Source organism: Bowmanella sp. JS7-9 (assembly GCF_004329715.1).
GTDB lineage: Bacteria > Pseudomonadota > Gammaproteobacteria > Enterobacterales > Alteromonadaceae > Pseudobowmanella > Pseudobowmanella zhangzhouensis.
The window spans coordinates 248,279-272,307 of sequence record NZ_JXSY01000021.1; the positions used below are offsets into that span (position 1 = coordinate 248,279).

Annotated in this window: 29 protein-coding genes; 12 read left to right on the forward strand and 17 right to left on the reverse strand. The window is 49.7% G+C overall.

Annotated elements, in window-relative coordinates; all coding sequences use genetic code 11:
• Positions 1-71 precede the first annotated feature (71 nt).
• The 3 genes from TK45_RS12670 to TK45_RS12680 are packed head-to-tail and all read right to left on the reverse strand — an operon-like array spanning position 72 to position 2,996.
• Positions 72-1,064, reverse strand: a complete 993-nt coding sequence (locus TK45_RS12670; RefSeq protein ID WP_131259195.1) for a cytochrome d ubiquinol oxidase subunit II — start codon at positions 1,062-1,064, stop codon at positions 72-74.
• Positions 1,061-2,425: a cytochrome ubiquinol oxidase subunit I gene (locus TK45_RS12675; RefSeq protein WP_131259196.1), complete on the reverse strand. Its 1,365-nt coding sequence runs from the start codon at positions 2,423-2,425 to the stop codon at positions 1,061-1,063. Before TK45_RS12675 ends, TK45_RS12670 begins: the two co-directional genes overlap by 4 nt.
• 25 nt (positions 2,426-2,450) lie before the next feature.
• Positions 2,451-2,996 (reverse strand): GbsR/MarR family transcriptional regulator, encoded by a 546-nt coding sequence (locus TK45_RS12680; protein ID WP_131259197.1) that lies wholly within the window; start codon positions 2,994-2,996, stop codon positions 2,451-2,453.
• A 229-nt stretch (positions 2,997-3,225) separates the two neighbouring features.
• Between TK45_RS12680 and TK45_RS12685 the strand changes: the two genes are divergently transcribed.
• The 6 genes from TK45_RS12685 to TK45_RS12705 all read left to right on the forward strand — a co-directional run bounded on the left by TK45_RS12685 (position 3,226) and on the right by TK45_RS12705 (position 6,882).
• Complete coding sequence (locus TK45_RS12685) at positions 3,226-4,131, forward strand: hydrogen peroxide-inducible genes activator (RefSeq protein WP_131259198.1); 906 nt, start codon at positions 3,226-3,228, stop codon at positions 4,129-4,131.
• A 143-nt stretch (positions 4,132-4,274) separates the two neighbouring features.
• The gene (locus tag TK45_RS16250; protein ID WP_165490780.1) at positions 4,275-4,424 is read left to right on the forward strand and encodes a hypothetical protein; all 150 of its coding nucleotides are present in this window, start codon (positions 4,275-4,277) and stop codon (positions 4,422-4,424) included.
• A 173-nt stretch (positions 4,425-4,597) separates the two neighbouring features.
• Positions 4,598-4,921, forward strand: a complete 324-nt coding sequence (locus TK45_RS12690; RefSeq protein ID WP_131259199.1) for a DUF883 domain-containing protein — start codon at positions 4,598-4,600, stop codon at positions 4,919-4,921.
• A gap of 3 nt (positions 4,922-4,924) precedes the next feature.
• Complete coding sequence (locus TK45_RS12695) at positions 4,925-5,326, forward strand: hypothetical protein (RefSeq protein ID WP_131259200.1); 402 nt, start codon at positions 4,925-4,927, stop codon at positions 5,324-5,326.
• Positions 5,323-5,562 carry a hypothetical protein gene (locus tag TK45_RS12700; protein WP_131259201.1) on the forward strand — a complete coding sequence of 80 codons (240 nt, stop codon included), beginning with the start codon at positions 5,323-5,325 and terminating at the stop codon, positions 5,560-5,562. Before TK45_RS12695 ends, TK45_RS12700 begins: the two co-directional genes overlap by 4 nt.
• A 132-nt stretch (positions 5,563-5,694) precedes the next feature.
• A complete protein-coding gene (locus TK45_RS12705; protein ID WP_131259202.1) occupies positions 5,695-6,882 on the forward strand; it encodes a DUF3095 domain-containing protein in 1,188 nt (395 codons plus the stop codon).
• A gap of 61 nt (positions 6,883-6,943) precedes the next feature.
• Here the strand turns inward: TK45_RS12705 and TK45_RS12710 are convergent, their stop codons facing one another.
• On the reverse strand, positions 6,944-9,031 hold the full coding sequence (locus TK45_RS12710; RefSeq protein WP_131259203.1) for a M13 family metallopeptidase: 2,088 nt from the start codon (positions 9,029-9,031) through the stop codon (positions 6,944-6,946).
• Between the two features lie 176 nt (positions 9,032-9,207).
• Here TK45_RS12710 and TK45_RS12715 point away from each other — a divergent pair, with 176 nt between their 5' ends.
• Genes TK45_RS12715 through TK45_RS12735 form a run of 5 tightly spaced genes read left to right on the forward strand, consistent with a single transcriptional unit; the run spans position 9,208 to position 14,998 of the window.
• The gene (locus TK45_RS12715) at positions 9,208-9,891 is read left to right on the forward strand and encodes a PepSY domain-containing protein (protein WP_165490781.1); all 684 of its coding nucleotides are present in this window, start codon (positions 9,208-9,210) and stop codon (positions 9,889-9,891) included.
• Positions 9,888-10,292 carry a hypothetical protein gene (locus TK45_RS12720; RefSeq protein WP_131259205.1) on the forward strand — a complete coding sequence of 135 codons (405 nt, stop codon included), beginning with the start codon at positions 9,888-9,890 and terminating at the stop codon, positions 10,290-10,292. Before TK45_RS12715 ends, TK45_RS12720 begins: the two co-directional genes overlap by 4 nt.
• 59 nt (positions 10,293-10,351) lie before the next feature.
• Entirely contained in the window at positions 10,352-11,623 is a 1,272-nt protein-coding gene (locus tag TK45_RS12725; protein ID WP_131259206.1) for an efflux RND transporter periplasmic adaptor subunit, read from the forward strand.
• Positions 11,624-11,632: 9 nt separating this feature from the next.
• The gene (locus TK45_RS12730; RefSeq protein ID WP_131259207.1) at positions 11,633-14,746 is read left to right on the forward strand and encodes an efflux RND transporter permease subunit; all 3,114 of its coding nucleotides are present in this window, start codon (positions 11,633-11,635) and stop codon (positions 14,744-14,746) included.
• A gap of 6 nt (positions 14,747-14,752) precedes the next feature.
• Positions 14,753-14,998, forward strand: coding sequence for a DUF1289 domain-containing protein (locus TK45_RS12735; RefSeq protein ID WP_131259208.1), 246 nt, complete (start codon positions 14,753-14,755; stop codon positions 14,996-14,998).
• On the opposite strand, the gene TK45_RS12740 is transcribed toward TK45_RS12735, so the two are convergent.
• The 3 genes from TK45_RS12740 to TK45_RS12750 form a co-directional block, all read right to left on the reverse strand.
• Positions 14,995-15,360 carry a hypothetical protein gene (locus tag TK45_RS12740; RefSeq protein ID WP_131259209.1) on the reverse strand — a complete coding sequence of 122 codons (366 nt, stop codon included), beginning with the start codon at positions 15,358-15,360 and terminating at the stop codon, positions 14,995-14,997. The genes TK45_RS12735 and TK45_RS12740 overlap by 4 nt on opposite strands.
• A gap of 191 nt (positions 15,361-15,551) precedes the next feature.
• Complete coding sequence (locus TK45_RS12745) at positions 15,552-15,824, reverse strand: polyhydroxyalkanoic acid system family protein (RefSeq protein ID WP_165490782.1); 273 nt, start codon at positions 15,822-15,824, stop codon at positions 15,552-15,554.
• Positions 15,825-16,318: 494 nt separating this feature from the next.
• The gene (locus tag TK45_RS12750; protein WP_131259211.1) at positions 16,319-16,852 is read right to left on the reverse strand and encodes a cytochrome b; all 534 of its coding nucleotides are present in this window, start codon (positions 16,850-16,852) and stop codon (positions 16,319-16,321) included.
• 150 nt (positions 16,853-17,002) lie between these two features.
• Between TK45_RS12750 and TK45_RS12755 the strand changes: the two genes are divergently transcribed.
• Entirely contained in the window at positions 17,003-17,305 is a 303-nt protein-coding gene (locus TK45_RS12755; protein WP_254426611.1) for a DUF6482 family protein, read from the forward strand.
• On the opposite strand, the gene TK45_RS12760 is transcribed toward TK45_RS12755, so the two are convergent.
• The 10 genes from TK45_RS12760 to TK45_RS16305 form a co-directional block, all read right to left on the reverse strand.
• A complete protein-coding gene (locus TK45_RS12760; RefSeq protein WP_131259213.1) occupies positions 17,299-17,895 on the reverse strand; it encodes a DNA-J related domain-containing protein in 597 nt (198 codons plus the stop codon). The genes TK45_RS12755 and TK45_RS12760 overlap by 7 nt on opposite strands.
• Before the next feature lie 37 nt (positions 17,896-17,932).
• A complete protein-coding gene (locus TK45_RS12765; protein ID WP_131259214.1) occupies positions 17,933-19,471 on the reverse strand; it encodes an AbgT family transporter in 1,539 nt (512 codons plus the stop codon).
• Between the two features lie 102 nt (positions 19,472-19,573).
• Positions 19,574-19,735 (reverse strand): hypothetical protein, encoded by a 162-nt coding sequence (locus TK45_RS16255; RefSeq protein WP_165490783.1) that lies wholly within the window; start codon positions 19,733-19,735, stop codon positions 19,574-19,576.
• A gap of 168 nt (positions 19,736-19,903) precedes the next feature.
• Positions 19,904-20,236 carry a hypothetical protein gene (locus TK45_RS12770; RefSeq protein ID WP_165490784.1) on the reverse strand — a complete coding sequence of 111 codons (333 nt, stop codon included), beginning with the start codon at positions 20,234-20,236 and terminating at the stop codon, positions 19,904-19,906.
• A 516-nt stretch (positions 20,237-20,752) separates the two neighbouring features.
• Positions 20,753-21,220, reverse strand: coding sequence for a nuclear transport factor 2 family protein (locus TK45_RS12775; RefSeq protein ID WP_131259216.1), 468 nt, complete (start codon positions 21,218-21,220; stop codon positions 20,753-20,755).
• A gap of 90 nt (positions 21,221-21,310) precedes the next feature.
• Positions 21,311-21,646: a DUF6176 family protein gene (locus TK45_RS12780; protein ID WP_131259217.1), complete on the reverse strand. Its 336-nt coding sequence runs from the start codon at positions 21,644-21,646 to the stop codon at positions 21,311-21,313.
• A gap of 107 nt (positions 21,647-21,753) precedes the next feature.
• Entirely contained in the window at positions 21,754-22,362 is a 609-nt protein-coding gene (locus TK45_RS12785; protein WP_131259218.1) for a hypothetical protein, read from the reverse strand.
• 114 nt (positions 22,363-22,476) lie between these two features.
• Entirely contained in the window at positions 22,477-22,872 is a 396-nt protein-coding gene (locus TK45_RS12790; RefSeq protein WP_131259219.1) for a hypothetical protein, read from the reverse strand.
• A 69-nt stretch (positions 22,873-22,941) separates the two neighbouring features.
• A complete protein-coding gene (locus tag TK45_RS12795; protein ID WP_131259220.1) occupies positions 22,942-23,508 on the reverse strand; it encodes a hypothetical protein in 567 nt (188 codons plus the stop codon).
• Between the two features lie 85 nt (positions 23,509-23,593).
• A partial coding sequence (locus TK45_RS16305; RefSeq protein WP_217350838.1) for a hypothetical protein occupies positions 23,594-24,029 on the reverse strand: 436 nt, incomplete at its 5' end.

The following is a 24,029-nucleotide window of genomic DNA, read 5'->3' on the forward strand; positions in this document are numbered from 1 at the left end:
TGACCTGAGTTTACTGGTAAAGCGTGAATGCTGTGTGGTACGAGCCGTCCACACAGCTGTTCAATGATTAACTAGTAGTAATGCAAATCCTGACTTTTGCCGCGAAAAATCCAGTAAGACAGCGCGGTGTAACCAAGAATCACCGGAAACACCACTAACACACCCCAGCCAATAAATTGCAGCGATTCCGTTGCGCTGGCGGCCTGTTGCGCGGTCAGGATGCCTGGAACCACATAGGGAAAATAACTGTATGCCAGGCCAATCAAACACAGGGTAAACAGGCTGGCTACCGCTGTGAAGGGGATCCAACAGCCGAAGTCATCGTGATGCGGCACCCGGCGTAAATAGCGGTCGGTAATCAGTAGCAAAATCACACATAGAACCGGAATGGGGGCGAGCAGTATTGCGTTCGGCATTGTCAACCAGCGAGCTGCCACGTCCGGGCTTATCAGCGGATTGGTGATCGAAATTGCGCCGACCCCCAGCATGACTAGCCAACCCGCACGACGCGCCTTATAGGCCGCATATTTTTGCAGCTCGCCAGTGGTTTTTAAAACCAGCCAAGCCCCACCTATATAAGCGTACGCTGCGGTAACACACACTGCACTTAGCAGTGCAAAACCGTAGGCTGCCGGTGTATGGGCGAAGCCCATGACATAGAGACCAAGGCCAAAACCCTGACTGGCGGACGCCAGCAAGGAACCTAGCTTGAACAGTGCATCCCACAGGTTTTGGTAATGAGTTAGTGCCTTGGCGCGAAAGTCGAATGCCACACCGCGCAGAATCAACCCAATCAGCATGATTGCCACCGGGAAATAAAGCTCGCGCAACACCAGACTATGGGCGGCAGGGAAAGCAATCAGTAACAAGCCGATGGCCAGCACCAGCCAGGTTTCATTGGCATCCCAGAATGGGCCGATGGAAGCAATCATATCGTCGCGCCATTTTCTGTCGTGGGCGGGCAGCAACAAGCCTACGCCCAAATCGTAGCCATCCAGAATGGCGTAAACCAATACCGCCAGGCCCATCAGACCGAGGAAAATTTCAGGTAAATAGGCGCTCATGACAGAACCTCATTATATTGATTGATGTGCTCAGCAGGTGTTTCGCGCAGACGGTCAAACTCTTCCACCTTGACCGCCTTTCTGGCCATGTAAAATACGGTTTGTAAATAGGCGACCAGCAGTATGGCGTAGATGGTCAGGTACATGATCAGCGATACACCGACATTGGTCGGGGCAATCGTGGTGACGGCCTGTTCCGTGCTGAGTATGCCGGTGACCAACCAGGGTTGGCGGCCAATTTCAGTCACATACCAGCCGGCCAGCGTGGCCAACCAGCCGGAGAACGTCATGCCCACCATGACTTTGAGTAACCAAGGTGACGGATAGCGGCGTTTTAACAGCGGGAGCGCGGCCGCCCAACTGACTAGTAACATCAGCATGCCCACTGCGACCATAATGCGGAACCCGAAAAAGACCGGTTTGACCGGAGGGTGATGCTCAAATTCATTCAGTCCACGAATTTCCCCATCCCACTCATGAGTCAGAATTAAACTGGCACCGTGGGGGATGGCAACCTCGAAATGATTGGTTCTTTGCTGTTCATCCGGCCAGGCAAATAACAACAAGGGCACGCCTTGTTCGGTTTCCCATACGCCTTCCATGGCCGCGACTTTTTGCGGTTGGTGTTCAAAGGTATTCAGGCCGTGCAAATCGCCGACGAAAATTTGTAACGGGATCAGGATTGCAGCGGCATAACTGGCGATGCGCAGCGCTACCCTTGGGGCGCGCTTTTCATCTCCGCGCAACAAGCGGTAGGCGGATACGCCGGCAATTAAAAAGCTGGCGGTTAACCCGGATGCCAGCAACATATGCACCAGACGATAAGGCATGGATGGATTAAAGATAATCGCCCACCAATCTTTTGCGTGGGCCACACCGTCAATCATTTCATAGCCGGTTGGGGTATGCATCCAGCTGTTTAACGCGATAATCCAAAACGCAGACAAGCTGGTGCCCAGCGCCACCATCAGGGTGGCAAGCGTATGAAACCAGGAGGGTAGACGTTTCATGCCAAATAACATGGCACCGAGGAAGGTGGCCTCGAGGAAAAATGCCGATAGCACCTCATAACCGAGCAGGGGGCCAGCAATATTGCCGACCTTTTCCATAAAGCCCGGCCAGTTAGTGCCAAACTGGAAGGACATGGTAATGCCACTGACAACGCCTAGGGCAAAGGTCAGCGCAAAAATTTTCACCCAGAAACGGTAGATCCGCATCCAAACAGGGTGTTTGGAGAGGTCGTAGCGTACTTTGAAATAAAACAGAAACCAGGCCAGTGCGATGCTGATGGTGGGAAACAAAATATGGAAACTAATATTCGCGCCAAACTGAATGCGCGAAAGTATCAGGGTGTCGATCATGGTGTACTCCGGCGTGTTTACGCCACTAGTCTTTGGAACCGAATAATCTGTCTTTCATGTCCAGCACTTTGCCAACGCTGGAGCCGAGTTTAAGCAGGCTTTGTAATTGATTGGGATTGAGCTTTTGCATGTCATCAAACCACCGACCAAACATTTCTAATAAATCATGGATTTGTTGCATCTGACTGAGGGCATAACTTTGGTCGTCGCTGTCCGCCTGCATGATATGGCTGCGTAACATGGATAGTGTGGGGTCCATTTCCCGTTTGCGGCGTTCGATCATGACCTGCATGGCAAGATCCCAAATGCTGCCGTTGGGCACAAAATAGTCTTTGCGATCGCCGGGCTGGCTTTGAGTGCGGATGAGTCGCCAGCTCTGCAATTCCTTAATGCCCATACTGACGTTGCCTCTGGACACGCCCAGGCTGGCAGCAATCTGGTCGGCATTCAGTGGTTGCTCGGTTAACACGATCAGCGCCAACATTTGGCCAACCGTGCGATTAAAGCCCCAGCGACTGCCCATTTCGCCAAAGTGCATCACTAAAGATTCGATATCGTTTTTGCTTTGCATAGTCAGTTAATTTTGTATTTTCAGAAATTTCTGAAAATTCTAACTCTCTTTGTTGACTTAAATCAATTCTGTTCTGCTTGTTATTTGCAATTACCCAAAAAAGCTAATAATTACAATTAGCTACGGTTAATCGAAATTTCCGAATGAAGTGATTCATACGTTCAGATTTACTGTAGGTTGATTCTGGTAGACACTGGCCGCAGTCAGGAAAGTCGGTAAAGCAGCGAAAATGATTTCAATTAAACAAATTCAATATGCACTGGCGGTTGAAAAGACCCGTCACTTCAAAAATGCCGCCGATAGCTGCAATGTATCTCAATCGGCATTAAGTTCGGCTATTTCCGAAATGGAAAACCAACTGGGCTTACAAATATTTGAACGGGACAACAAACGGGTATTGGTCACACCCATCGGCCAGCAGGTGCTGGATAAAGCGCGTTTGATTCAGGTACAGGTGGATGAGTTGCATCAGCTATCCAACAGCCTGAAAAAGCCGCTTAGCTATCCGATGTCAGTAGGTGTTATCCCAACCATCGGGCCCTATCTGTTGCCAAAAGTGTTACCTGCTGTGCGCGAGCAATATCCGGATTTTAAGCTGACGATTATCGAAGAGCAGTCTCAGGTGCTGGTAGATAAAGTGAAATCTGGCGAAATTGACACGGCGATTATCGCCTTGCCGTACCCCATTGACGGGTTACACGCGTTTGAGTTCTGGCAGGAAGATTTCTTCTGGGTGATGCACAAAGCGGACGAAGCAGAACTGATGCGTGAGGTGGATGCCCGAAATCTTGAACATATTAAATTACTTCTGCTCAAGGATGGTCATTGCCTGAAAGAACACGCGCTGGATGCCTGCAAGTTGCAGTCACATCAGGAAGACAGTCTGTCGGGTACCAGCTTATACACGCTACTGCAAATGGTCGCCTGTCGCATGGGGGCGACGCTGGTTCCGCAAATGGCGCTGGATCAACTGATGACAGATAACTCGGAGCTTACCGCCCGCCATCTGAATGAGCCAGGGCCGCACCGTAAGATTGCCTTCGTAACCCGGCTCAATTACGCAGGCGTGAGTAATATTGAAGTATTAATGAAGTTGTTTAAGCAGCGGCTGCTTAAATGTGAACTACCCGAATAGCGGAACAAAGGCGGTCACTACCGCCTTTTTTGTGTCCCACGTTTGTGATTCAAATAAATTGCACGTACTGATTAAGTAATCCTGATTTTCTGATTTATCTGGCTGCATGATACTGCTCCTATCAAGTAACAGGAGTGATATTCATGCAAGCATTCATCGACAAATTGTTTTTTATCAGCCGCCAACCTGCCCAGACGCCCGTGCAGTGTAATTATCGGGACAACTATTACGGGGATCAGGTTTGCATCACTACGTCGGCCATGCCAAAGCCAGCCGTTAAGCGTTGTCGGTAAAGTTTGCCCCGATTGGCAAAATTTTCGTACCGCGATGTGAATGGTTAATCGGGAGATTTTAAAAACTATATTTATATCAATTGGTTATGGTTTTTTGATGTGTGGCACAGGGCTTGCGACAAGAGAAATAAGCGTGCAAATGCACATTACCTTGTCGTTATCAGGAGGACCTTATGGCTTCGACATCAGCTCAAACTGCGGCTCAGGACGCAAAAAAACGTGGCAACTCTCATAATCACCCACTGACCGATAAAGCCCAGAATGCCATGCATTCTGGCGTGGATACCTTGGCCGATAAGGCGGGCAGCGCAGAAGAAAAAATGCGTGATTCGTTGCATGCCGGTGCAGAGGCGTTGAGTGAGAAACAGCAACAGATTCAAACCGCCTGGCGCCAATCTGAAGTACGTATGTTTGCCAAACGTAATCCGCTGGCGACCGCTGGTATCGCGTTTGCAGCAGGCATGCTGTTGACCAGCTTCCTGCGTCGTAAAGGCTAAATCATGCAACAGGCAGACTGGCAGGAAAATAATCCGTCACTGACCGATGAAGCGCAGCAACTGGTGACAGTTGCTGCGCAGTTGTTGCAGGCCGAGCAGCGTAAATGGGCGCTGCGGGTGAACTTACTCGGGAAAGAATGGCAATTGAGTCTGCGTGCTGTCGCGGTTGGGTTTTGCCTCGCGTTGGGTATGGTCATCGTTGGCAGCGTTATCTGGATAACACTGAATCTCTCCATCGGCGCAGCCTTGCTAAACGCAGGATTGGCCTGGTGGAGTATCGGGCTCGGCATTATGTTGATTAACGCTGCCATCTTGCTGGGCTTGTGGAATCTGATGCGCAGAGTGATCAGTCAAATCGGTTTTTCGCGCAGTTGGGCAAGTTTAACCGGAGGGGAGGCATCATGATTATGTGGTTATTAGGGCAGCCATTGGTTGACTCAGAAGAACTGGCCCGCGAAGCGCGCCTCGCTGATTTGCATGCCAACGGGCACCGCCGTCAGACTCTGGGTAGAATCAAGCATATTGCTGGCCGCGCAGATACCTTGGCGCTGTGTTTTGCAGCCGGAGCTATTCATGGAGCGACAAAATCCACGTCTAATCAGTTGACTAGTCTGCTTTCTTTGGCCCGCTGGATTGTTTAGGAGTTGCTGACTATTCGGGACGTGGTCAGAGCGAGAATTGGTAAGTTAAACAGCTAGCTGTTAATGTCATAACTCGCCAAACCACTTCTCAAACATAGTGCTGGGGTGGGGTGTTAACCCAGAGGATACGTCTTGTCTCACTCATACGCCTTTGCCAACAAAGACTTTTATCAGCGTTTACCTGCATTCGATGATTTCTCCGAGTTTGCGTCGACCGAGCATTACACCCGGTTGCCTGCGCACTGGCATGTGGTGGTTGCTGATATTCAGGGCTCAACCCGTGCTATCGAAGCTGGCCGCTATAAAGCCGTAAACGCGCTCGGTGGCGCGTGTATCGTGGCAGTTCTGAACGCGGTTAAGCCGTTAAAGATACCGTTTATCTTTGGCGGTGACGGCGCCACTTTTTGTGTACCGGAGGCTGTTTTGCCTCAGGTAACTTCCGCATTATTGGCTTGTCAGCAACTTGCACAGACTGATTTTGCCTTGGGCTTACGGGCGGGCAGTGTGCCGATTGAGAAAATCCGTGAGGCGGGTTTCGATGTATTGGTGGCGAAATTTACTGCATCGGCGGGTTTTGAGCAGGCGATGTTCAGTGGAGGCGGGATCAGTTACGCCGATGCGCTGATCAAAGCACCCAGCGACAACAATCCCTATCTTATTGCGCCGGGCGAACCCGCTCATGCGGATTTCAGCGGGTTTGAATGTCGCTGGAATGAAGTGCCCAGTCCCAAGGGTGAAACCATCGCGTTACTAGTGCAGGCTAAAGGTGATCACGTGTTACATGAAGCGACCTACAAACGCGTGATGAGCGCCATTCAAATGATTTTGGGTGACGAACAGGACTATCATCCGCTGCGGGAGGAATCGCTGACACTGACTCTGCAAGCCAGCAAACTAAGATACGAAACCGCTATACGTACCTTTGGCACAGAGGATGGCAGTCTGGGTTACCGGTTGAAATTGTTGTGGCTGGCTGTGGCTGGGAAATGGTTAATGTGGCGTCAGAAGCTCGCGGGTGAAGGCAAGTGGGGCCTGTATAAAGGCCGATTGGTGCAGAACAGCGATTTTCGAAAATATGACGACATTTTACGGATGATCGTTGCCGTGACGCCCGAGCAACGCCAGCAATTGGTGCAAGCTCTGGAAGAGGAGGCGCAGGCAGGAACACTGGCTTATGGCCTCCATGCCAGCCGACATGCCTTGATTACCTGCATGATTGATGACTACGAAACCGCTCACATGCATTTTTTAGACGGTGCCGCCGGTGGATATGCGCTGGCTGCCAAAGCGTTAAAACAGCAATTACAAACCAACAGCTAACGATTTAAAGCAGAAAAAAAAGCGCCCGAAGGCGCTTTTTTAATATCTTAGCGAGTCTGTCTTACCAGATAGCGACACGCTCTTCTGGTGGCAGATATAAGGCATCATCTTTGCTGATGTTGAAAGCTTTGTACCACTCATCCATGTTACGTACGATACCGTTTACACGGTACTCAGACGGTGAATGCGGATCGGTTTTCAGACGGGTACGCAGTTCATCTTCGGTGTACTTACGTTTCCATACCTGTGCCCACGCCATAAAGAAGCGTTGGTCACCTGTCAGGCCATCAATGATTGGCGCTTCTTCGCCATTCAGTGACAGTTTGTAAGCGTGATAAGCCATAGCCAGACCACCTAAGTCACCAATGTTCTCGCCCATGGTGAAGTTACCGTCAACAAAGCCACCAGGCACTGCTTCATACTGGTTGTATTGCGCGCCCAGCTTAGTCGTCAGCTTCTCGAAGGCCGCACGGTCTTCGTCTGTCCACCAGTTACGCTGTACACCCTGCCAGTCAGATTTAGAACCCTGATCGTCAAAGCCGTGGCCCATTTCGTGGCCGATAACCGCACCGATACCGCCGTAGTTCACCGCAGGATCTGCATGCAGGTCAAAGAACGGAGGCTGTAAAATTGCCGCAGGGAAGACGATTTCGTTGAACGAACTGTTGTAGTAAGCGTTCACCGTTTGTGGCGTCATAAACCATTCGTTGCGATCAGTTTTCTTGGTCAGGCGATCAAGCTGATCCTGGTAGTTGTAGTAATCCACATTCTTGGCGTTGGTATATAAATCGCCTTCCACGATCTCCAGACCAGACAAGTCTTTCCACTCATCCGGATAACCGATTTTCGGGTTGAAAGACGCCAGCTTCTTGCGTGCTTCTTCTTTGGTGGCATCAGTCATCCAGCTAAGCTGATCGATGCGCTGACCCAGTGCGGTGCGCAGGTTCTCAACCAGTTGCTTCATTTCAGTTTTGGCTTCAGCCGGGAAGTGACGTTTTACGTATACCTGACCAATCGCTTCACCCAGTGCATCCAGGCCGCCAACACGCGCTACACCGCGTTTCCAACGGGCTTGTTGCTCTTGCTGGCCACGCAGTGTGGTGCCAAAGAAAGCAAAATTCGCCTGATCGATTTCTTCTGACAGAATCCCGGCATGATTGCTGATGGTGTGATAAGCCAAATGGGCTTTCCAGGTATCCAGTGGGATAGTGTTGACCATCTCAATGGCACCTTGCAGCGGCGCTGGCAGGTAAACGTTGAGCTCGTCAATTTTGTTGATGCCGGCTACGCCAAAGTAGGTATCCCAGTCAAAGCCAGCGTAATTGGCCTTCAGGTCAGCATAGCTGGTTGGGTTGTAGGTTTTATCGCGGTTGCGACGCTCATCGCGTGGAGCCTGGTATTCCGCCAGCTTGGTTTCCAGCGCGAGAATCGCTGCTGCTTTGGCGTCTGCATCGTCGATACCGGCAAAGCCCAGCATTTGTGCGATATGTTTCTGATATTCGGCGCGAATATTTACATAGCGCTCTTCATCCGACAGGTAATAGTCACGGTCTGGTAAGCCCATTCCGCCTAACGCGACGTTAACGGTGTAGGCATCCGGGTCAATACGATCGATACCAATCCAGCTAACTACTGGCGAGACCATGCTTTCTTTACCCGCCATACCAAAGGCACGGGTTAACTCGTCGATATTGCTGATGGATTGGATCTGATCCAACAGTGGCTTAATTGGGTTAATCCCTTTGGCGTTAACAGACTCTACATCCATATAGCTGGCGTAGTAGTCACCAATTTTTTGCTCAACTGAACCTTGCGGGTAATCGCCAGATGACACTTCGTCGATGACGGTTTTTACCTGATCGCGCGAGCGTTCAGCCAAGACTGTGAAGGCACCAAAATTAGTACGATCGGCTGGCATCACAAAGTTGTCCAGCCAGGTACCATTCATGTATTCAAAGAAGTTATCACCGGGTTTAACCGCTGGCTTTTGCGCGGTTAAATCCACACCCCAGGTACCCAGCTCAGGTTGGGCGGCAGCTACGGCGGCTTCGGTTGAGGCTGAAGTTTGTACGTTGGATGAATCGGTACAGGCAGTGGTCGCCAGCAGAATCGCTGTCGCCAACGCGGTTTTTACAAAATGCTTAGACATCAATATCCCCTGTGTGTCTGTGTTGTAGTTATGGTCGAACCGTGCGGTTCGCAGACGCTAGTCTGGCATCAAACCCCATCTGGCAGACTGAATCAACCGCACAAAGATAAATGTTTACAATTTTCTCTGCGATTACGGCAGAATTTGCGGTAAATGAACGGATACGCACAAAAAATATGAACAAATGGCGTAAGTGGCATAAATGGATCGGCCTGTTTGTCGGCATACAGGTAATGCTTTGGATCAGTGGTGGCGTGGTGATGAGCATCATTCCCATCGACATGGTGCGTGGACAACATTTGATTACTCGTCCGGCGTTACCGGAGACGCTCCCGGCGCTCCCTCAAAACCTGAGTCAACTGAATATCATCACTATGCGCTGGCTGCTGCGTGATCAGGAACCTATTCTCGAAGTGCAAACCCGACAAGGGCGCACCATTTGGTTTGATCAACAGGGTCGAGGTTTACATCCGCTAACCTCCACAGAGCTCTCGCACATTGTGCAATCTCAGTATATCGGGGCAGGGGATAGTACAACCTTAACCCAACTAGGTGAGGTGCCCCGCGAGGTAGGGGGCTTGGCGCTGCCGTTATATCGCGCGGATTTTAATGATGCCATCCATACCAGTTTTTATCTCAACCCTATTTCAGGGCAAGTGCTGTCTGTGCGCAGCGATTTATGGCGCGTATATGACTTTTTCTGGATGCTGCATATTCTCGATTTTGAAGAACGGGAGGATTTTAATAATCCGCTGCTGATAACCCTTGCGCTTGCCGCCTGGCTCTTTGTTTTTACTGGCTTTGTATTGCTTTATCATGCCATTATTAAGCCTAATTATCGTAAATGGCAGCGTAGATGAAACAACTGGTGACCTTGCTCCTGCTTTGTATGACCCTGGGATGGATGACTCCCGGGCAGGCGGCAATGCGTGTTCACCATGGCGATAGTGAAAGCTCGCCCACGTCTCATGCTATGCCCGCCATGGATATGACCAGCGACCAACAGCACAGCAAGCATGATTGTTGTGACCCTCAGCCAGAGCCCAGTCAGGCCATGCTTACCAGTGCAGCTGATTGTTGTGATGGTGACACCCATAGCTGTTCAGGTGACTGCTGCGATTGCTCTACTGTTGCCCACGCAACACTTAGCAACTCCCTGCTATGGCATGATGACTTTTCTGGTCAACCCTATTTAAAAGCCGGTTCTGACTTATTACCTGCCAACCAGCACGACCTCCTGCGGCCACCCAGCCTGGCCTGATTACGCCCTGATTTATCCAATTTTTCTTTAATTTGTCCGCATTTTTGAGCGGAGGTTTTATGCAATTTCGAACGTTATTTATCCTGATTTGGCTGGTGTATTCACCCTGGCTAGTCGCCCAACAATCGGCCAATGACCCACACCATGAACACGCGTCTCATGCCATGCAGGCCGAGCTGAACACCACGTTGCCACCGGAGCCAGAGGCGTTACGCCAACAAACTACCGCAACCCGATATGTTTGCCCGATGCACAGCCATATTGTGCGAGACGAGCCGGGTACCTGTCCGATATGTGGCATGGATTTAGAGCCGCGCAACGTGGTGCAGTCTCACAGCGAGCATCCCAGTGTCAGCGTATCCGGTGCCATGCAACAGGCGATGAATCTGGTCTCTGAACCGGTAGCGCGCGGTACCCTGTGGAAGTACATCGAGACATTGGGCGTAGTCACGTTCGATGAAGCGGATATCAGCCATGTACACCCGCGGGTTTCCGGCTGGATCGAAAAACTGCATGTGGCGACCGAAGGGCAAACCGTTAAGCAAGGCGAGTTACTCTATACCCTGTATTCACCGGATTTGGTGGTTGCCCAGGACGATTACCTGCAGGTGCTGCGTTCTAAACTGGATAAAAACTCCCCGCTATTTCAGCAAGCCCGACGTCGCCTGACCTTGCTTGGTATGTCCGATGCAGTGATTGAGAGTCTCGAAAAACGCGGTAAAAGCACCTACAGCGTGCCTTTTTATGCGGATCGTGACGGTGTGGTAACCAAACTTAATGTGCGTGATGGCATGTATGTAAAACCGGACATGGAAATTGTCGCCATCGCCGATCTTACCCATTTGTGGGTGATAGCCGATGTGTTTGAGTCGCAATTTGACTGGCTGAAGATTGGTAAACCGGCTGAAATTCATCTGGATCCGATTGGCGTCCATCATGCCGAGGCCAGCATTGATTATATCTACCCACAACTGGATGCCGTGACCCGTAGCCTCAAGGTACGGCTTACCCTGCAAAATCCGCTGGGACGAGTTAAGCCGGGTATGAATGCCAAAGTAGTCATCTACGGCGGGCCGAAGCGCGATGTATTGCACATTCCAGCCCAGGCGCTGCTCTCCACTGAGCATGTCAATCGTGTGGTCGTGAAAACAGACCACGAGACCTTTGAGATCCGCCAGGTTGAAACCGGCATGCAAACCCGGGGACGGGTCGAAATTCTGTCCGGATTGGCAGAAGGTGAGCAAATTGTGACCTCAGGGCAGTTTCTCATCGACTCGGAAGCCAGTTTAACAGGCAGCCTCCCGCGTGTTGCCGGCGCGCATCAGCACTAGGAGCGCAGCATGATAGCCCGAATTATTCAAACGGCGGTGCAGCAGCGTATTCTGGTGCTGCTGCTCAGTCTGGTATTGGCGGTGGCGGGTGTTCAGGCCATTCGCCACGTCACCGTGGATGCTATTCCGGATCTGTCCGATGTACAGGTCATTATCAAAACCGCCTATCCGGGCCAGTCTCCGGAATTGGTGGAACAACAAATTACCTACCCGCTAAGCCGCGCGTTGATGGCGGTGCCGGGAGCCAACACAGTCAGAGGGTATTCGTTTTTTGGTGATTCTTACATCTACGTGATTTTTGCCGATGGCACGGATATGTACTGGGCCCGCTCGCGGGTACTGGAGTATCTGTCGCAGGCACAGAAAGATTTGCCCAATGGCGTCCAGCCTGCATTGGGGCCCGATGCCAGTGGTGTGGGCTGGGTTTACCAATATGCGCTGGTTGATCGCAGCGGTACACAGGATTTGGCCGATCTTAAAAGTCTGCAGGACTGGTACTTAAAACCTGAGTTGCAGGCGGTAACCGGTGTATCCGAAGTTGCCACAGTGGGTGGCATGACCCGCACCTATCAGATTGTGCTGGATCCGCTCAAATTGGCGCAATATCAGCTGGATATCAGTCATATTCGTCGCGCGGTGCAAGCGGCCAATGCGGAAACTGGCGGCTCTGTGCTGGAGCAGGGTGAAATGGAGCTGATGATCCGCGCTCGGGGCTATCTGGCCTCGCTGGATGATTTCCGGCAAATTCCGTTGGGGCGCACCAATGCCGGGCATATTCCGCTGTTACTCAAAGACGTCGCTACAATCCGCACCGGCCCGGCATTGCGTCGTGGTATTGCCGAATTGGACGGCGAGGGTGAAGTCACCGGCGGGATTATCGTGATGCGCAGCGCCGAAAACGCCCGTAATGTAATTCAGGCGGTGCGTGAGCGGCTGCAAGAATTACAAACCGGCTTACCGGATGGTGTGGAAATCATCACCACCTATGATCGCAGTGATTTTATCCAGCGCACTATTGATAACCTAAGCGATAAGCTGCTGGAAGAAATGGCCTTTGTGGCGATTGTGCTGGTGTTGTTTTTACTGCACCTGCGTAGCGCACTGGTCGCCATTGTCGTCTTGCCGCTGGCTATCCTCAGTGCACTGGTAGTGATGTGGGCACTGGAGATCAGCGCCAATATTATGAGCCTGGGCGGTATCGCCATAGCTATTGGTGCACTGGTGGATGCCGCTATCGTTATGCTGGAAAATCAACACAAGCATCTGGAGGCCTTTGAGCAGCAGCATGGACATCAGCCGGACACTCGCCAGCGCTGGCAATTGGTGATTGAGAGTTGCTCGGAAGTGGGCCCGGCACTGTTCTGGTCATTGATGCTAATCACGGTAAGCTTCTTCCCGGTGTTTGCTCTCAGTGGTCAGGAAGGGCGTTTGTTCGGCCCGTTAGCGCTTACTAAGTCACTGGCCATGGCGGCTGCCGCATTGCTGGCGATTACGCTGGTGCCTGTGCTAATGGGCTATGGAGTGCGCGGCAAGATAATCAGTGAATCACGCAATCCGCTTTCACGCGTGTTAATTGCGGCGTACCGCCCGCTGCTACGTGGGGTGCTGAAAGTCCCGGTATTAACGCTATTGGTGGCGATATTGCTGGCGGCCAGCAGTGCCTATCCGCTGATGCGCTTGGGCAGTGAATTTATGCCGACCATTGATGAAGGCACCTTGTTGTATATGCCGACAACCTTGCCGTCAGTCAGTGCTGGCAAGGCTGCGCAGATTCTGCAGCAAACTGACCGCCTGATTAAAACGGTGCCTGAAGTCGCGCAGGTGTTTGGTAAAGTCGGACGCGCCGAAACTGCCACCGATCCTGCACCGCTGACCATGCTGGAAACCACCATCCTGCTTAAACCGCGTGAGCAATGGCGGTCAGGTAAGACATTAGATGACGTGATCGCAGAGCTGGATAGCACGGTGCGTTTGCCGGGCTTAACCAACGCCTGGGTGCAGCCCATCAAAACCCGTATCGATATGCTTTCAACAGGGATCAAGACGCCGCTGGGGCTAAAAATTGCCGGCGACGATGTGGCGGTGATCGAGCAAATTGGCCAGCAAATCGAACAACGATTATCAGCCCTGAGCCTGACCCGTAGTGTTTTTGCCGAGCGTACCGCGGCTGGGCGTTATCTGGATATTCAACCCGATTTGAATGCGTTGGCGCGCTATGGACTGAGTGTGGATGATCTACACGAGGTGGTGCGCTACGCCATTGGTGGGCAGCAAATCAGTACTTTGGTAGCCGGTACCGAACGTTACCCGATTAACCTGCGTCTGCCGCGCCATTGGCGAGACACGTTACAGGACTTACGCGACTTGCCGGTAAGTGGGGCAAACGGGGTGTATATCCCGTTGTCTGCTGTGGCAACGCTGTCAATTAAAGACGGTCCGGCCATGCTCAAGTCTGAAAATGCCCGATTAAACGGCTGGGTATTTATCGAGCATCAAGCCAATTCAGCGGGTGAGTATATCGCTGCCGCCAAACAGGCGCTGGCGGATATGCCATTACCGGCACGTTATACCCTGAGTTGGTCCGGGCAGTACGAAGCGATGCAACGGGTCAGTGAACGCCTGCTGCAAATCGTACCGATGACATTGCTGTTGTGTTTGGTATTGCTGTATGCCAGCTTGCAGCGTTGGTCGCAGGCTATCACTGTGATGTTCACGTTGCCTTTGGCATTGGCCGCCAGCCTGTGGCTGTTGTGGCTACTGGAATTCAACCTGTCGGTAGCCGTAGCCGTCGGCATGATTGCATTGGCCGGTGTTGCGGCCGAATTTGGTGTGGTTATGTATTTGTATCTTAATCAGGCATGGCAACAGTGTGCGGAACGGTCGGAAGCGGGTCTGCGCGCAGCGGTGCTGCAGGGCGCTGTGCAGCGTATTCGCCCTAAGGCAATGACGGTGTTGACCATTATCGCCAGCTTGTTGCCGCTGTTGTTTAGCCAAGGCGCCGGGCATGAAGTGATGGCTCGGATTGCAGCGCCGATGCTGGGCGGTATGTTGTTTGCGCCTTTGATTTCGCTGTTTGTGATTCCGGTGGTATTTTATTGGTCAGAACGACGTAAATTGCGGTAAGTCAGATTGGAACAGCTTGAGTTTTTCGACATTCCCAGCCCGTGCATTGGGGTCTGCCAGTCAGGCCCCAAGGGCTATTGTCTGGGGTGTTACCGCAGCCGGGATGAACGATTGTATTGGATTCAACTGACGCCGGATGTGAAGCGTCAGGTTATTAAAGTCTGTGCGATGCGTAAACGTCGTGCGGAGATGGCCAATAAAAACAAACCGGCACAACCGCCGCCCGAGCAGGGCGACCTGTTTGGTGATTAAAACTGATAGCCTATTACCAGGTTCGCTACCCATTGTTGGGTGCCGCTGGAAAGGTGCTTACCACGACCAGCCTCTACACGCGCACGAAATCCGCGTTGATTCAAACCGCTATTGTTAAAACTATAGGTTACGCCTACACCATCAACCCGAGAGCGAAACAGGCTGGTCAACGCACAGCCGACTTGTTCAAAGCCATCTTCTTGGTTGCAGTCTCTGCCGCGGATCCCAATCGAGCCAATTACAGCGCCTAAGGCATGTTGCTGTTGTGGGTCGAGCGCGTACTCGTAGCCAAGGGCTGCACCCGCATCGATGGATAGCCGGGCATTCAAATAAGCTCGGCCGTTACGTTCTTGCAGTGGCACCGAGGCCTCGACGCTGGAAACAAACGGGAATCCGGTGGCAACTTGAAAATTAAAGGAATCACTGGCGCTTGTAGGAAAACTAATGAGGCCGCAAAGCAGTGTTGTGCAGAGTGTGTTTCGCATCGAAGTTCCATTTCATTGTTTTTGACAGCAATTATCCTAACTGCTGTGTGAAGACCAAAACAATCTAATCAGGCTAGTTGATCCAAAAAGCCGTTAATTTCCCGTTCCACTTTGCAGGCAAAAGCAGACAGCAATAAACCCAGGCGAACTTCGATCTCCACCTGATGCTCTTCGATAGTAAATAACCCTTTCACCCCGCGGCCGGTAACTTTGGCCTGATTACCCTGCCATTGCCAATCTAAATCCAACTCAGGATTCAGTGTACTGGCCTGGGTCTGAAAATAGTGAATTGCATCCTGCTTATTTAAGCCGATGGCACGGGTGATTTTGATGGTCGCCATAGTGCTGCCTGACAAGAAAACAGCCAGTGTTATACCTGATTGTGGACAGCGACTAAACGGTAAGGATGAATGCACTAAAAACAGTGTGTAGTGCATGGTGGACGCGTTTTTAACAAGGCTGAACAGAATTGTTAAAGATTATTAGCGCTCCGCTAACATAAAGGAACAACCATCCCTGGTTGAAAAGTTTGCGCCCCCCGGACACGGTGGGGGCGCAATCCATACTGTTTCGACTTAGCGATCCCTGGTGTTGTTAATCAACTAAGCGCACGGTCATTGTTGTCTTTTTTAGGCTTGCGAAACAGACGTTTTCATTTAGCAGAGTGTGTGCCAATTTTAAAAATCTATATAAAACAGTGGGTTAGTGTTTTTGTGTGTGGAAGGGGCGATGCGTTGTGAATTAAAGCGGTGCAGGCTGCACCGCTGTGGGGAGCATTATTTAACCGTACAGTGTTTTAGCCGAGACGGACTCGCCCCGAGTTACCCGCCGGGAGCTACCTGCCCGGACGCATACGCTGCAGAGTGTCGTCTTTCATCACATGCTGATGCCAGATGGCGGCCAGAATATGAACGCCTATTAACAGATAACCAAATGTGCCCAACGCTTCATGGACTTCTTCCAGGTCATGCCCCAACTCTTTATTAAGGTCCAGCAAGGCCGGTAATTGCATACCCCAGAACGTCACCTCGCGCCCTTCGGCACTTTGCATTGCCCAACCCAGTAAAGGCATGGCCAGCATCCACACATACATGGCTAACAGGGTGAGTTTGGCGATTTTATCCTGCCATACCGGTGGTGTCGGGGTAATTGGCGGATAAGCGCTGAAGAAACGGGTAATGATGCGCGGCACAGTCAGCAACAGCACGCTCAGGCCCAGCCAGAAGTGCGCAATCATAAAATATTTACGCATATCGGTACCGCGTTCAAACCATTCGTGGCCTTCAACCGCCACATAAACGCCAATTAAGGCTAAAAACGTAAACCAGTGAAAAAACATCACCAGTGGGGAAAATTTCTGAGTTTGCATAGGGTTTCCAACGTATTGAATTTATTGGCAGTGTACTGCAAATGCGGATGCAAAATAGCGATCCAGGTCAGCTTTTACGGAAAATTTACACAACAGGAGATCGGCTCATTGCAAAGTGGCGTACAAAAAAACAACAACAGGAGAATGCCGATGAAATACTATCTGAGCCAACTGAGTCCGACCCAACCGATTGACCAGCTTACGGTGCTAGCCCATGAAATGAGCTTGTATCTGGTCAAACTCAGCATAAATGGCGAAGAAGGGATTCTGTATGCCGAAGACGATCGCCCGATGCGGTTTTTCAATGCGATGTCTATTCGCGAAGCATTCAGTGGTTTTGCGGTACGCGAGTCCTGTATGCAACATGACACGCCTTACGATGAAATGATTGGCAACCCACAGCGCCCCAGCAGCCCGGTAACCCTGCCATTTAGTATTGATACGCCTTATTGATGTTTTAGGTGGGCACTGGCGATATCAAAGGCCTGTTTGAGTGCAACAGTGCGTTCGCTGTCGCCCCCTTTATCCGGATGCGCCTGATGTAGCAGGCGACGGTATTGTTGTTTGGCTTCCAGTAATGTTGCGTTGGGGTGCAACTCTAACGTGGTAAAAGCCTGTTGCACTGTGTCCGGATCCAATGCTTCAGATATCCCAGCCATGCGCAGCCAAAATCGTTCCAGCATGTCATCCACATCGTCTTCACTGGTGTCGTGCAGGTTGCGCCAGTCCAGATAATACGCCTGCAGTTTGTCGCTTTGCTGCAGCGCATCTTCACCCGGGCTGAAGGGTAAGCGCTTAATGCTGCTGGCACTGATCAGCAGATTGCCGCGCTGCTCTGTGAGTAAACGATGGCGCAAGCGGTAAAGGCTGTTGAACAAAATAAAGTGGGTTTGAAACATCACGTGATTATCGGCCAGGGCATCAGCCTTGATCAGCTGATAGGGCGGCTGTTGCAATAGCCGTATGAGTTCGTACTCGCTAATCCCCTGCGGGTGAGCAAGCAGAATATCTAAAATTGCACTGTCGAATTTCACATTATGCATAAACAAAAAAGCGCCCGGATGGGCGCTTTATGATTAGTTACCCTACTGCAGGGTATACGTAACTGGACTGAATGCCCAGCGGTAAGCCCAGTGCCCAGTAACCGAGCAGGAACAGGGTCCAGGCAATCAGGATGGTAAAGGTAAACGGAATCATCAGCGACAGCAGCGTACCGATCCCGGTGCTCTTCACATAACGCTGGCAATACACCACCACCAGTGGGAAATACGGCATCAATGGGGTAATGATATTCGATGAGCTGTCACCCACGCGATAGGCCATTTGGGTCAGGTCCGGTGAGATATTCAATTGCATCAGCATTGGCACAAAAATCGGCCCCAGCAACGCCCACTTAGCTGATGATGAGCCCACAAACAGGTTCACAAAAGCGGTCAGCAGGATAATGCCTACAATCGTCACCATCGGCGGCAGGTTCATCGCCTGCAGGCCACTGGCGCCCTCTACTGCCAGCAAGGTGCCCAGATTAGACTTGGCAAATGCATCGATAAACAGCGCACAGAAAAATGCCATCACGATGTAATAGCTCATGCCGTTCATCGCCTTGGTCATGCAGGCGATCATGTCTTTGGAGCTGCTAAACGCACCGGACATATAGCCATACACCACACCCGGCAGGATAAACAGCAGGAAGATCAGCGGTACAATTGAACGCATTACCGGTGCGGCAAACGATGCCAGCTGGCCGTCAGGCGCACGCATCGGTGAGCTTTCCGGGATCAAAATAGCAACCAGCGCGATAATGCCGCCCAGCAGCGTCAGGGATGCCCAGCGCAGCGCTTTGGTTTGCTTTTCGTCCAGCTCATCAAAGCGTGGAATTTCGGCTGGATCACCGTCGATAGGGGTGTCTTTTAAACGTGGCTCAATCACTTTATCGGTCAGGAACCAGGCCAGACCGATAATCAACAGGCTGGATGCAGAGTTAAAAAACCAGTTGTTCAGTGGGTTAACCTGCATACCCGGCTCAATAATTTGTGCCGCAGTCTGGGTGAAGCTTTGCAGTAACGGATCAATCGCAGACGGGATAAAGTTCGCGGCAAAACCGCCAGATACACCAGCAAACGCTGCCGCGATACCTGCCAGGGGATGGCGACCCATTGCGTAGAAAATCACGCCGGCCAGCGGGATCACCAACACGTAACCCGCGTCTGTAGCGGTATGGCTGATAATGCCGACTAACACCACTACCGGGGTTAACAGGGCTTTAGGGGTAAAATCCAGAATGCGTTTCAAACCGGCGCTGATAAAGCCCGAGTGTTCAGCAACACCCACACCTAACATGGCCACCAGTACCACGCCAAGTGGCGCAAAGCTGGTGAAAGTGACCACCATGCGCGACAAAAAGTCCGCCATGGATGCACCGGTTAACAGGTTATTGACCACCACCGCTTCGCCGTTGCGCGGGTCGATGGCATCAAAGCTGAAATTGGAAAGGATGGCTGAGAGTACCCAAACCAAGACCAGTGAAAAGAAGAAAATCATTGCCGGATCCGGCAACTTGTTCCCCACTTTCTCGACTTTATCGAGCGCGCGGGTTACCCAGGTAGATTGCGCAGACATGTGTTACTCCGTTTTTATGCTTATTTTGTGTCCGCTGCGGAGTGTGCCATAGCTTGGGCATTTAGGCTATGGCATGGGCGATTAGTGGCTAATGTTGTGGGGTCAGCGTTTTTTCGCGGGGAATAAACCCAGCCAGAACGCGCCTTCCAGTAAAAAACCGAGAATGATGAAAGCGAACATGCCGGTTTGGCTGCCAACACTGTAGGAAGCAATCGCCGCAACCAGCAGCGCGATTAAGATAAGTACACGGTATAGGGTTTTCATAACAACATCCTTTTGTGGCCGAGCCGCTACTGGACTCGCGCTGTAGCTATCGACATCCAGTGTCGGTGAAACCGGCAAGTTTGAGAATGGCAATAGGGGTGAGTGGGGGTTTAACCGGGTGAGTTGTGCGAACGTTCTATACGAGCTAGTTGGCTGAACAATATTGGCTTAGCTAGCATTGCGTAGCCGCTTAAGTTGTAAGTAACCAATAAAAGAGCCGACTGGAACAAATAATAGCCACAAGTAAGACATAAAACGGCTGTAACTCTTAAACCACTTTGGCAGCGCACCTACGGTACGGGTTAAGTGTGCGCTCAGCAGAAGTCCAAAAACTGATGGCGCTGCGGCAAGTAGCGATTTGACAATACTTGCTGATAACGTCCCTGCAATCAGTTTAGGGTCTCCACTTGCCACTAAATCCATTGCGTTGAATGCACCGAGTCCGATGTGGAATAACGCCAGCAAATAAAACAATTGAAGTGAAGCGCTTAAAATGACCAAGATTGTCTGCATTCCTTTGCAATTTAAACTCCGGATAACCGATACGAACCGCGGGCTATAATTTTAATTGGCCCGCGCGCTTGTGTCTGCAATGAGCGAAGCAAGTGGTTTTTGCGTTTGTTATATGGCTCGGGACTTAAAGATTCGATTAATAAATCGATGACCAATTTCCACAATACCGGATACTAAAGCAAATTGCCCAAACAGCATAAGCGCAACTTTAGGTGCGAGTGATAACTCCTCTGTGAAAAGAGGGTGCCAGATATATGTAAGCGTAAGGTTGCCCGGGCCTAACAGTAAGTTGTAGCCAGCTAGTGGACCACCTCTAACCTCCCAGAAAAACCAGTGGATCAGAAATGTGATGAGACCAATGACCGCAGCAGCAATGCCCACAAAGATAGAGAAAGGAATTCTATTGGCTAATTTCATCGTGACAAAAAACGTCGGTATAATTGGCTAATATAGGTAGGCTAAAATACCGAGTGAAGCGAGTGTTTATGCGTATTTTTTGACCAATTACAAACCATGGTGGCGTCTTATATGTTTTATTTTGCCGAGGTCATTAAATTCTAATGACATAATATTGATCGCGGTATATTCGAAAGGTTTGTCCATGTGACTGGGTTGACCCTTTGCGTGTTCTTTAAACTTAACGAAAGCAACATTACTACCAATCATTATTTCTAAAATCTCTACGTTGCTAAAGTATATTTTATCTTCTAGTTTTGCGATCATTCCATACCGCAACTCATCTTTACTCGTTATTGTCACATTAAATTTAACATGTTCATCCTTAAATTCGTCAGCTAAAAACGAAAGAAAGTAATCAATGTCTTCTTCATTGGAGTCAGGTTGCTGACGCTGGTTTTTTGCTTCAATAAACTGCTGAGTTAGTTTTCTTAAATCTGACTCAGAAAGCGGACTGGCTGCGTGGACAGAAGATGAGATGAAATAAAAAAACAATATCGTAAGTACGTTTTTCATTAAGCTTCCCTTGGTTGTCTATCGCAAAGCTATGGGGCGTCAGAAGCGCAGCGTAGGCCGCCCCAGCGGGTGCGCGACAACAGTAACTTGTTATGTTTCATTGCGTGGAATATCAATTAGGGGTTCCGCCAAAATGTTCCCGTTTTTGGATGTAATCTCGGCCATAAGATCATAGTGAAACTTGTCAATGGGGTGTTTCAGTTGCATTGAAACCTCAAATACTCGTTTGATTGATTTGGCTCGCAGATACCAGAGAAGATATTTTTCACCGTTTAGTTCCACCTTAAACCAAGATTCAACCTGAACATCTTCATCTCTCAGAGTGGCTGCTGCTTCATTTAAACGAGAAGCTATCGTGCTACGCCACTCCTCAACTTTATCTTCTGTTCCGGGCTTTAACTTGATTAGCCCTGAAGCGTATTCCATAGCTTAATTCTCTGTTGAAACTTAACGCTTTGCTAATGGGCGAGCAAAAGCGCAGCTTTTGCGAGTCCAGTGAGAGAAGCGAACGGTGTTAAGCGCATTGTTATGTTTCATCTTGATCTGACTTTATCTTTAAAGAAATTTTCGACTTTTTCGACAGATGATTTTATTTTCAATGAGAATTCATCTTCATCGGATTCAAAATAAACTATTTTCCCATTTTCGATTACTCTGTCTGGGTTGTTGTCAACTTTAGCGCCCGGCCCTGCGTATGCACCCTTCATCCAAAAATGCAGCCAGATAGCGCCTCTGAGCTCTCCGATTATTTTCTGAATATCGTTAAAGCAGTCGTGAGCATTAGTTGACCAAATTACCTTTGATTCAAGGCGGACTGTTTGTAGTTCGGCCCATTTTAGATAAAGAGCTTTCATGCGTTCGTCGTAAATTCTTTGCTCTTCTTCTATTTTTCTGCCTGCTTCAACTTCTTCTTTGCGCAGGTAAAGCATAGGGTTTCTAACCCCTTGGATTAACTGTTGCACTTCATAGGTTAGGAGTATGGATTTCTTTGCCAGCTCATACTCGCTTGTACCCCTGAGTTGCCGTTTCCAAGTGCTAAGGCCAAAGCCAGCAAAGATAAGCGCTCCGACGGTGCCTATTATGGAAAAGACATCTTTGGTCAGCGCCCAGTTAATTTCGGTCAGGGTAAGGCAGATGTTCACGCGCCACTCCATGGGACATAACGTCGTAACCAAAGACCAAAAGTTAATGGCGCATTTGTTGCGCCGTTTGCAAAAAATGTGACAGCGAGTTTTGGTCCGAATTGAGTTGCTTTGTTAGGTGCCATAATACTCCCGCACTTTTTTACTTTTGAAAAGGTAAGCAATTATTAAACTTGGGACAAACAACGCCAAAGGCAAATAAACGAAGTCACCTTTGCTCGTTGTTGGGATTATGAAAACACATAACAGCACGAGGGAATAATATTGCCTAGAATATTTCCAACGTAAAACTAATAGGAGCCCAGCAATTGGGAAAAACGCCCCAATGAGAATCAACCAAACACCAAGATCATTTCCCCAAATTTCTTGGTAGCCCATCACTTGCCCTCGGTACGAAAAATCGCCCATAAAACCAGGAATTGTCGCCTTTAGAAGAAATAAAATACAAATCGCAGCGTGCCCTGTTATGAGTTTCAAAAGTAATGGCATGTGTTTAAACGCTTCAATCACATTGGCACCTAACGCTTTAAACAGCGGAAAACGCGAGTGCAGCGAATGGTTTTCCGCTGCTTTAACTTGTTAGCCACCATCGGGCCTGTAAGGTTTATGCATATTTACACCAAGCTGTTCACCGAGATAAAACAAAATTGCGTATTCCTCGATAGTCGTTGATGCAACCCTGGTATATCTAGAATAACGCCCATGGGGACCACAACAATCTGTACCGTTGATAACTTCTAATTTATCTACTTCAACAGATACAAGCGTTTGATTACCGTCGGTTGGTTCGAATTTAACGGTAAAAACACCCGTTGTCTGAGCCGGTATCCCATTGACTCTATAAAAGTCTGAATCCCAAAAGCTCCGAGCTACATCACCCAGTTGTATTTCAATTCTGTCATCTGAAGAGTACTTCACTTTTGAGTAAAGTAATTCAGTATTTTCTGAACCAGACAACCTTATTTTATTTTCTTTTTGAGCTTTATATGAAAAAAGCATGTCTGATTTTTTTGAAATTTCATTAAATGCTATTGGATAGATAAACCTTGTTTCATTTACTCTTTCAAGTGATTTGACCTTAATTTCATAAATTGAGGTACAGGACATCATTAAGCACACAATGAGCAATATAGCTAAATTTTTCACTAGACTCCCTTTTGGTGGCTAACGCCAAGTGTTGGGGCGAGCCACGCAGTGGCGAGTCCCAGCCGAAGGCGACAACCACGCCTTGTTATACGGTGCTGCCAAGGAATGTAATTTTATTTGCTTGCTCATAATTACCAGACTCAATAGCTGCAATGAATTTATCTAGCTCTTTATTTTGCATTGCTGCGTAATCTTGATCTTTGGCTCGGATATCATCGTCTGAGATGTAGTGCCAAAAGTCATGAAAATTATCCAGCTCCTTAAATTTTGGAACAACCTCTTCTAAGCCTATTTGCTTATTTTGGTAGGCCTTTAGCAATTTTACGAACTGGATGATTTTATCCATCTTAATCAAACCGTATAACAATTTAATAGTGCGCGATTGGGTCGTTTTTCTACCGGCGCATCGCTCGTTTTTCTCCTTTAGCATTTTTAACAGTTCTCGTAAGTGATTGCTATACAAAGTATTTGTATCGGTGTCGCACAATCGCAACGGGATAAAAACGACCCAATGGGTCGTT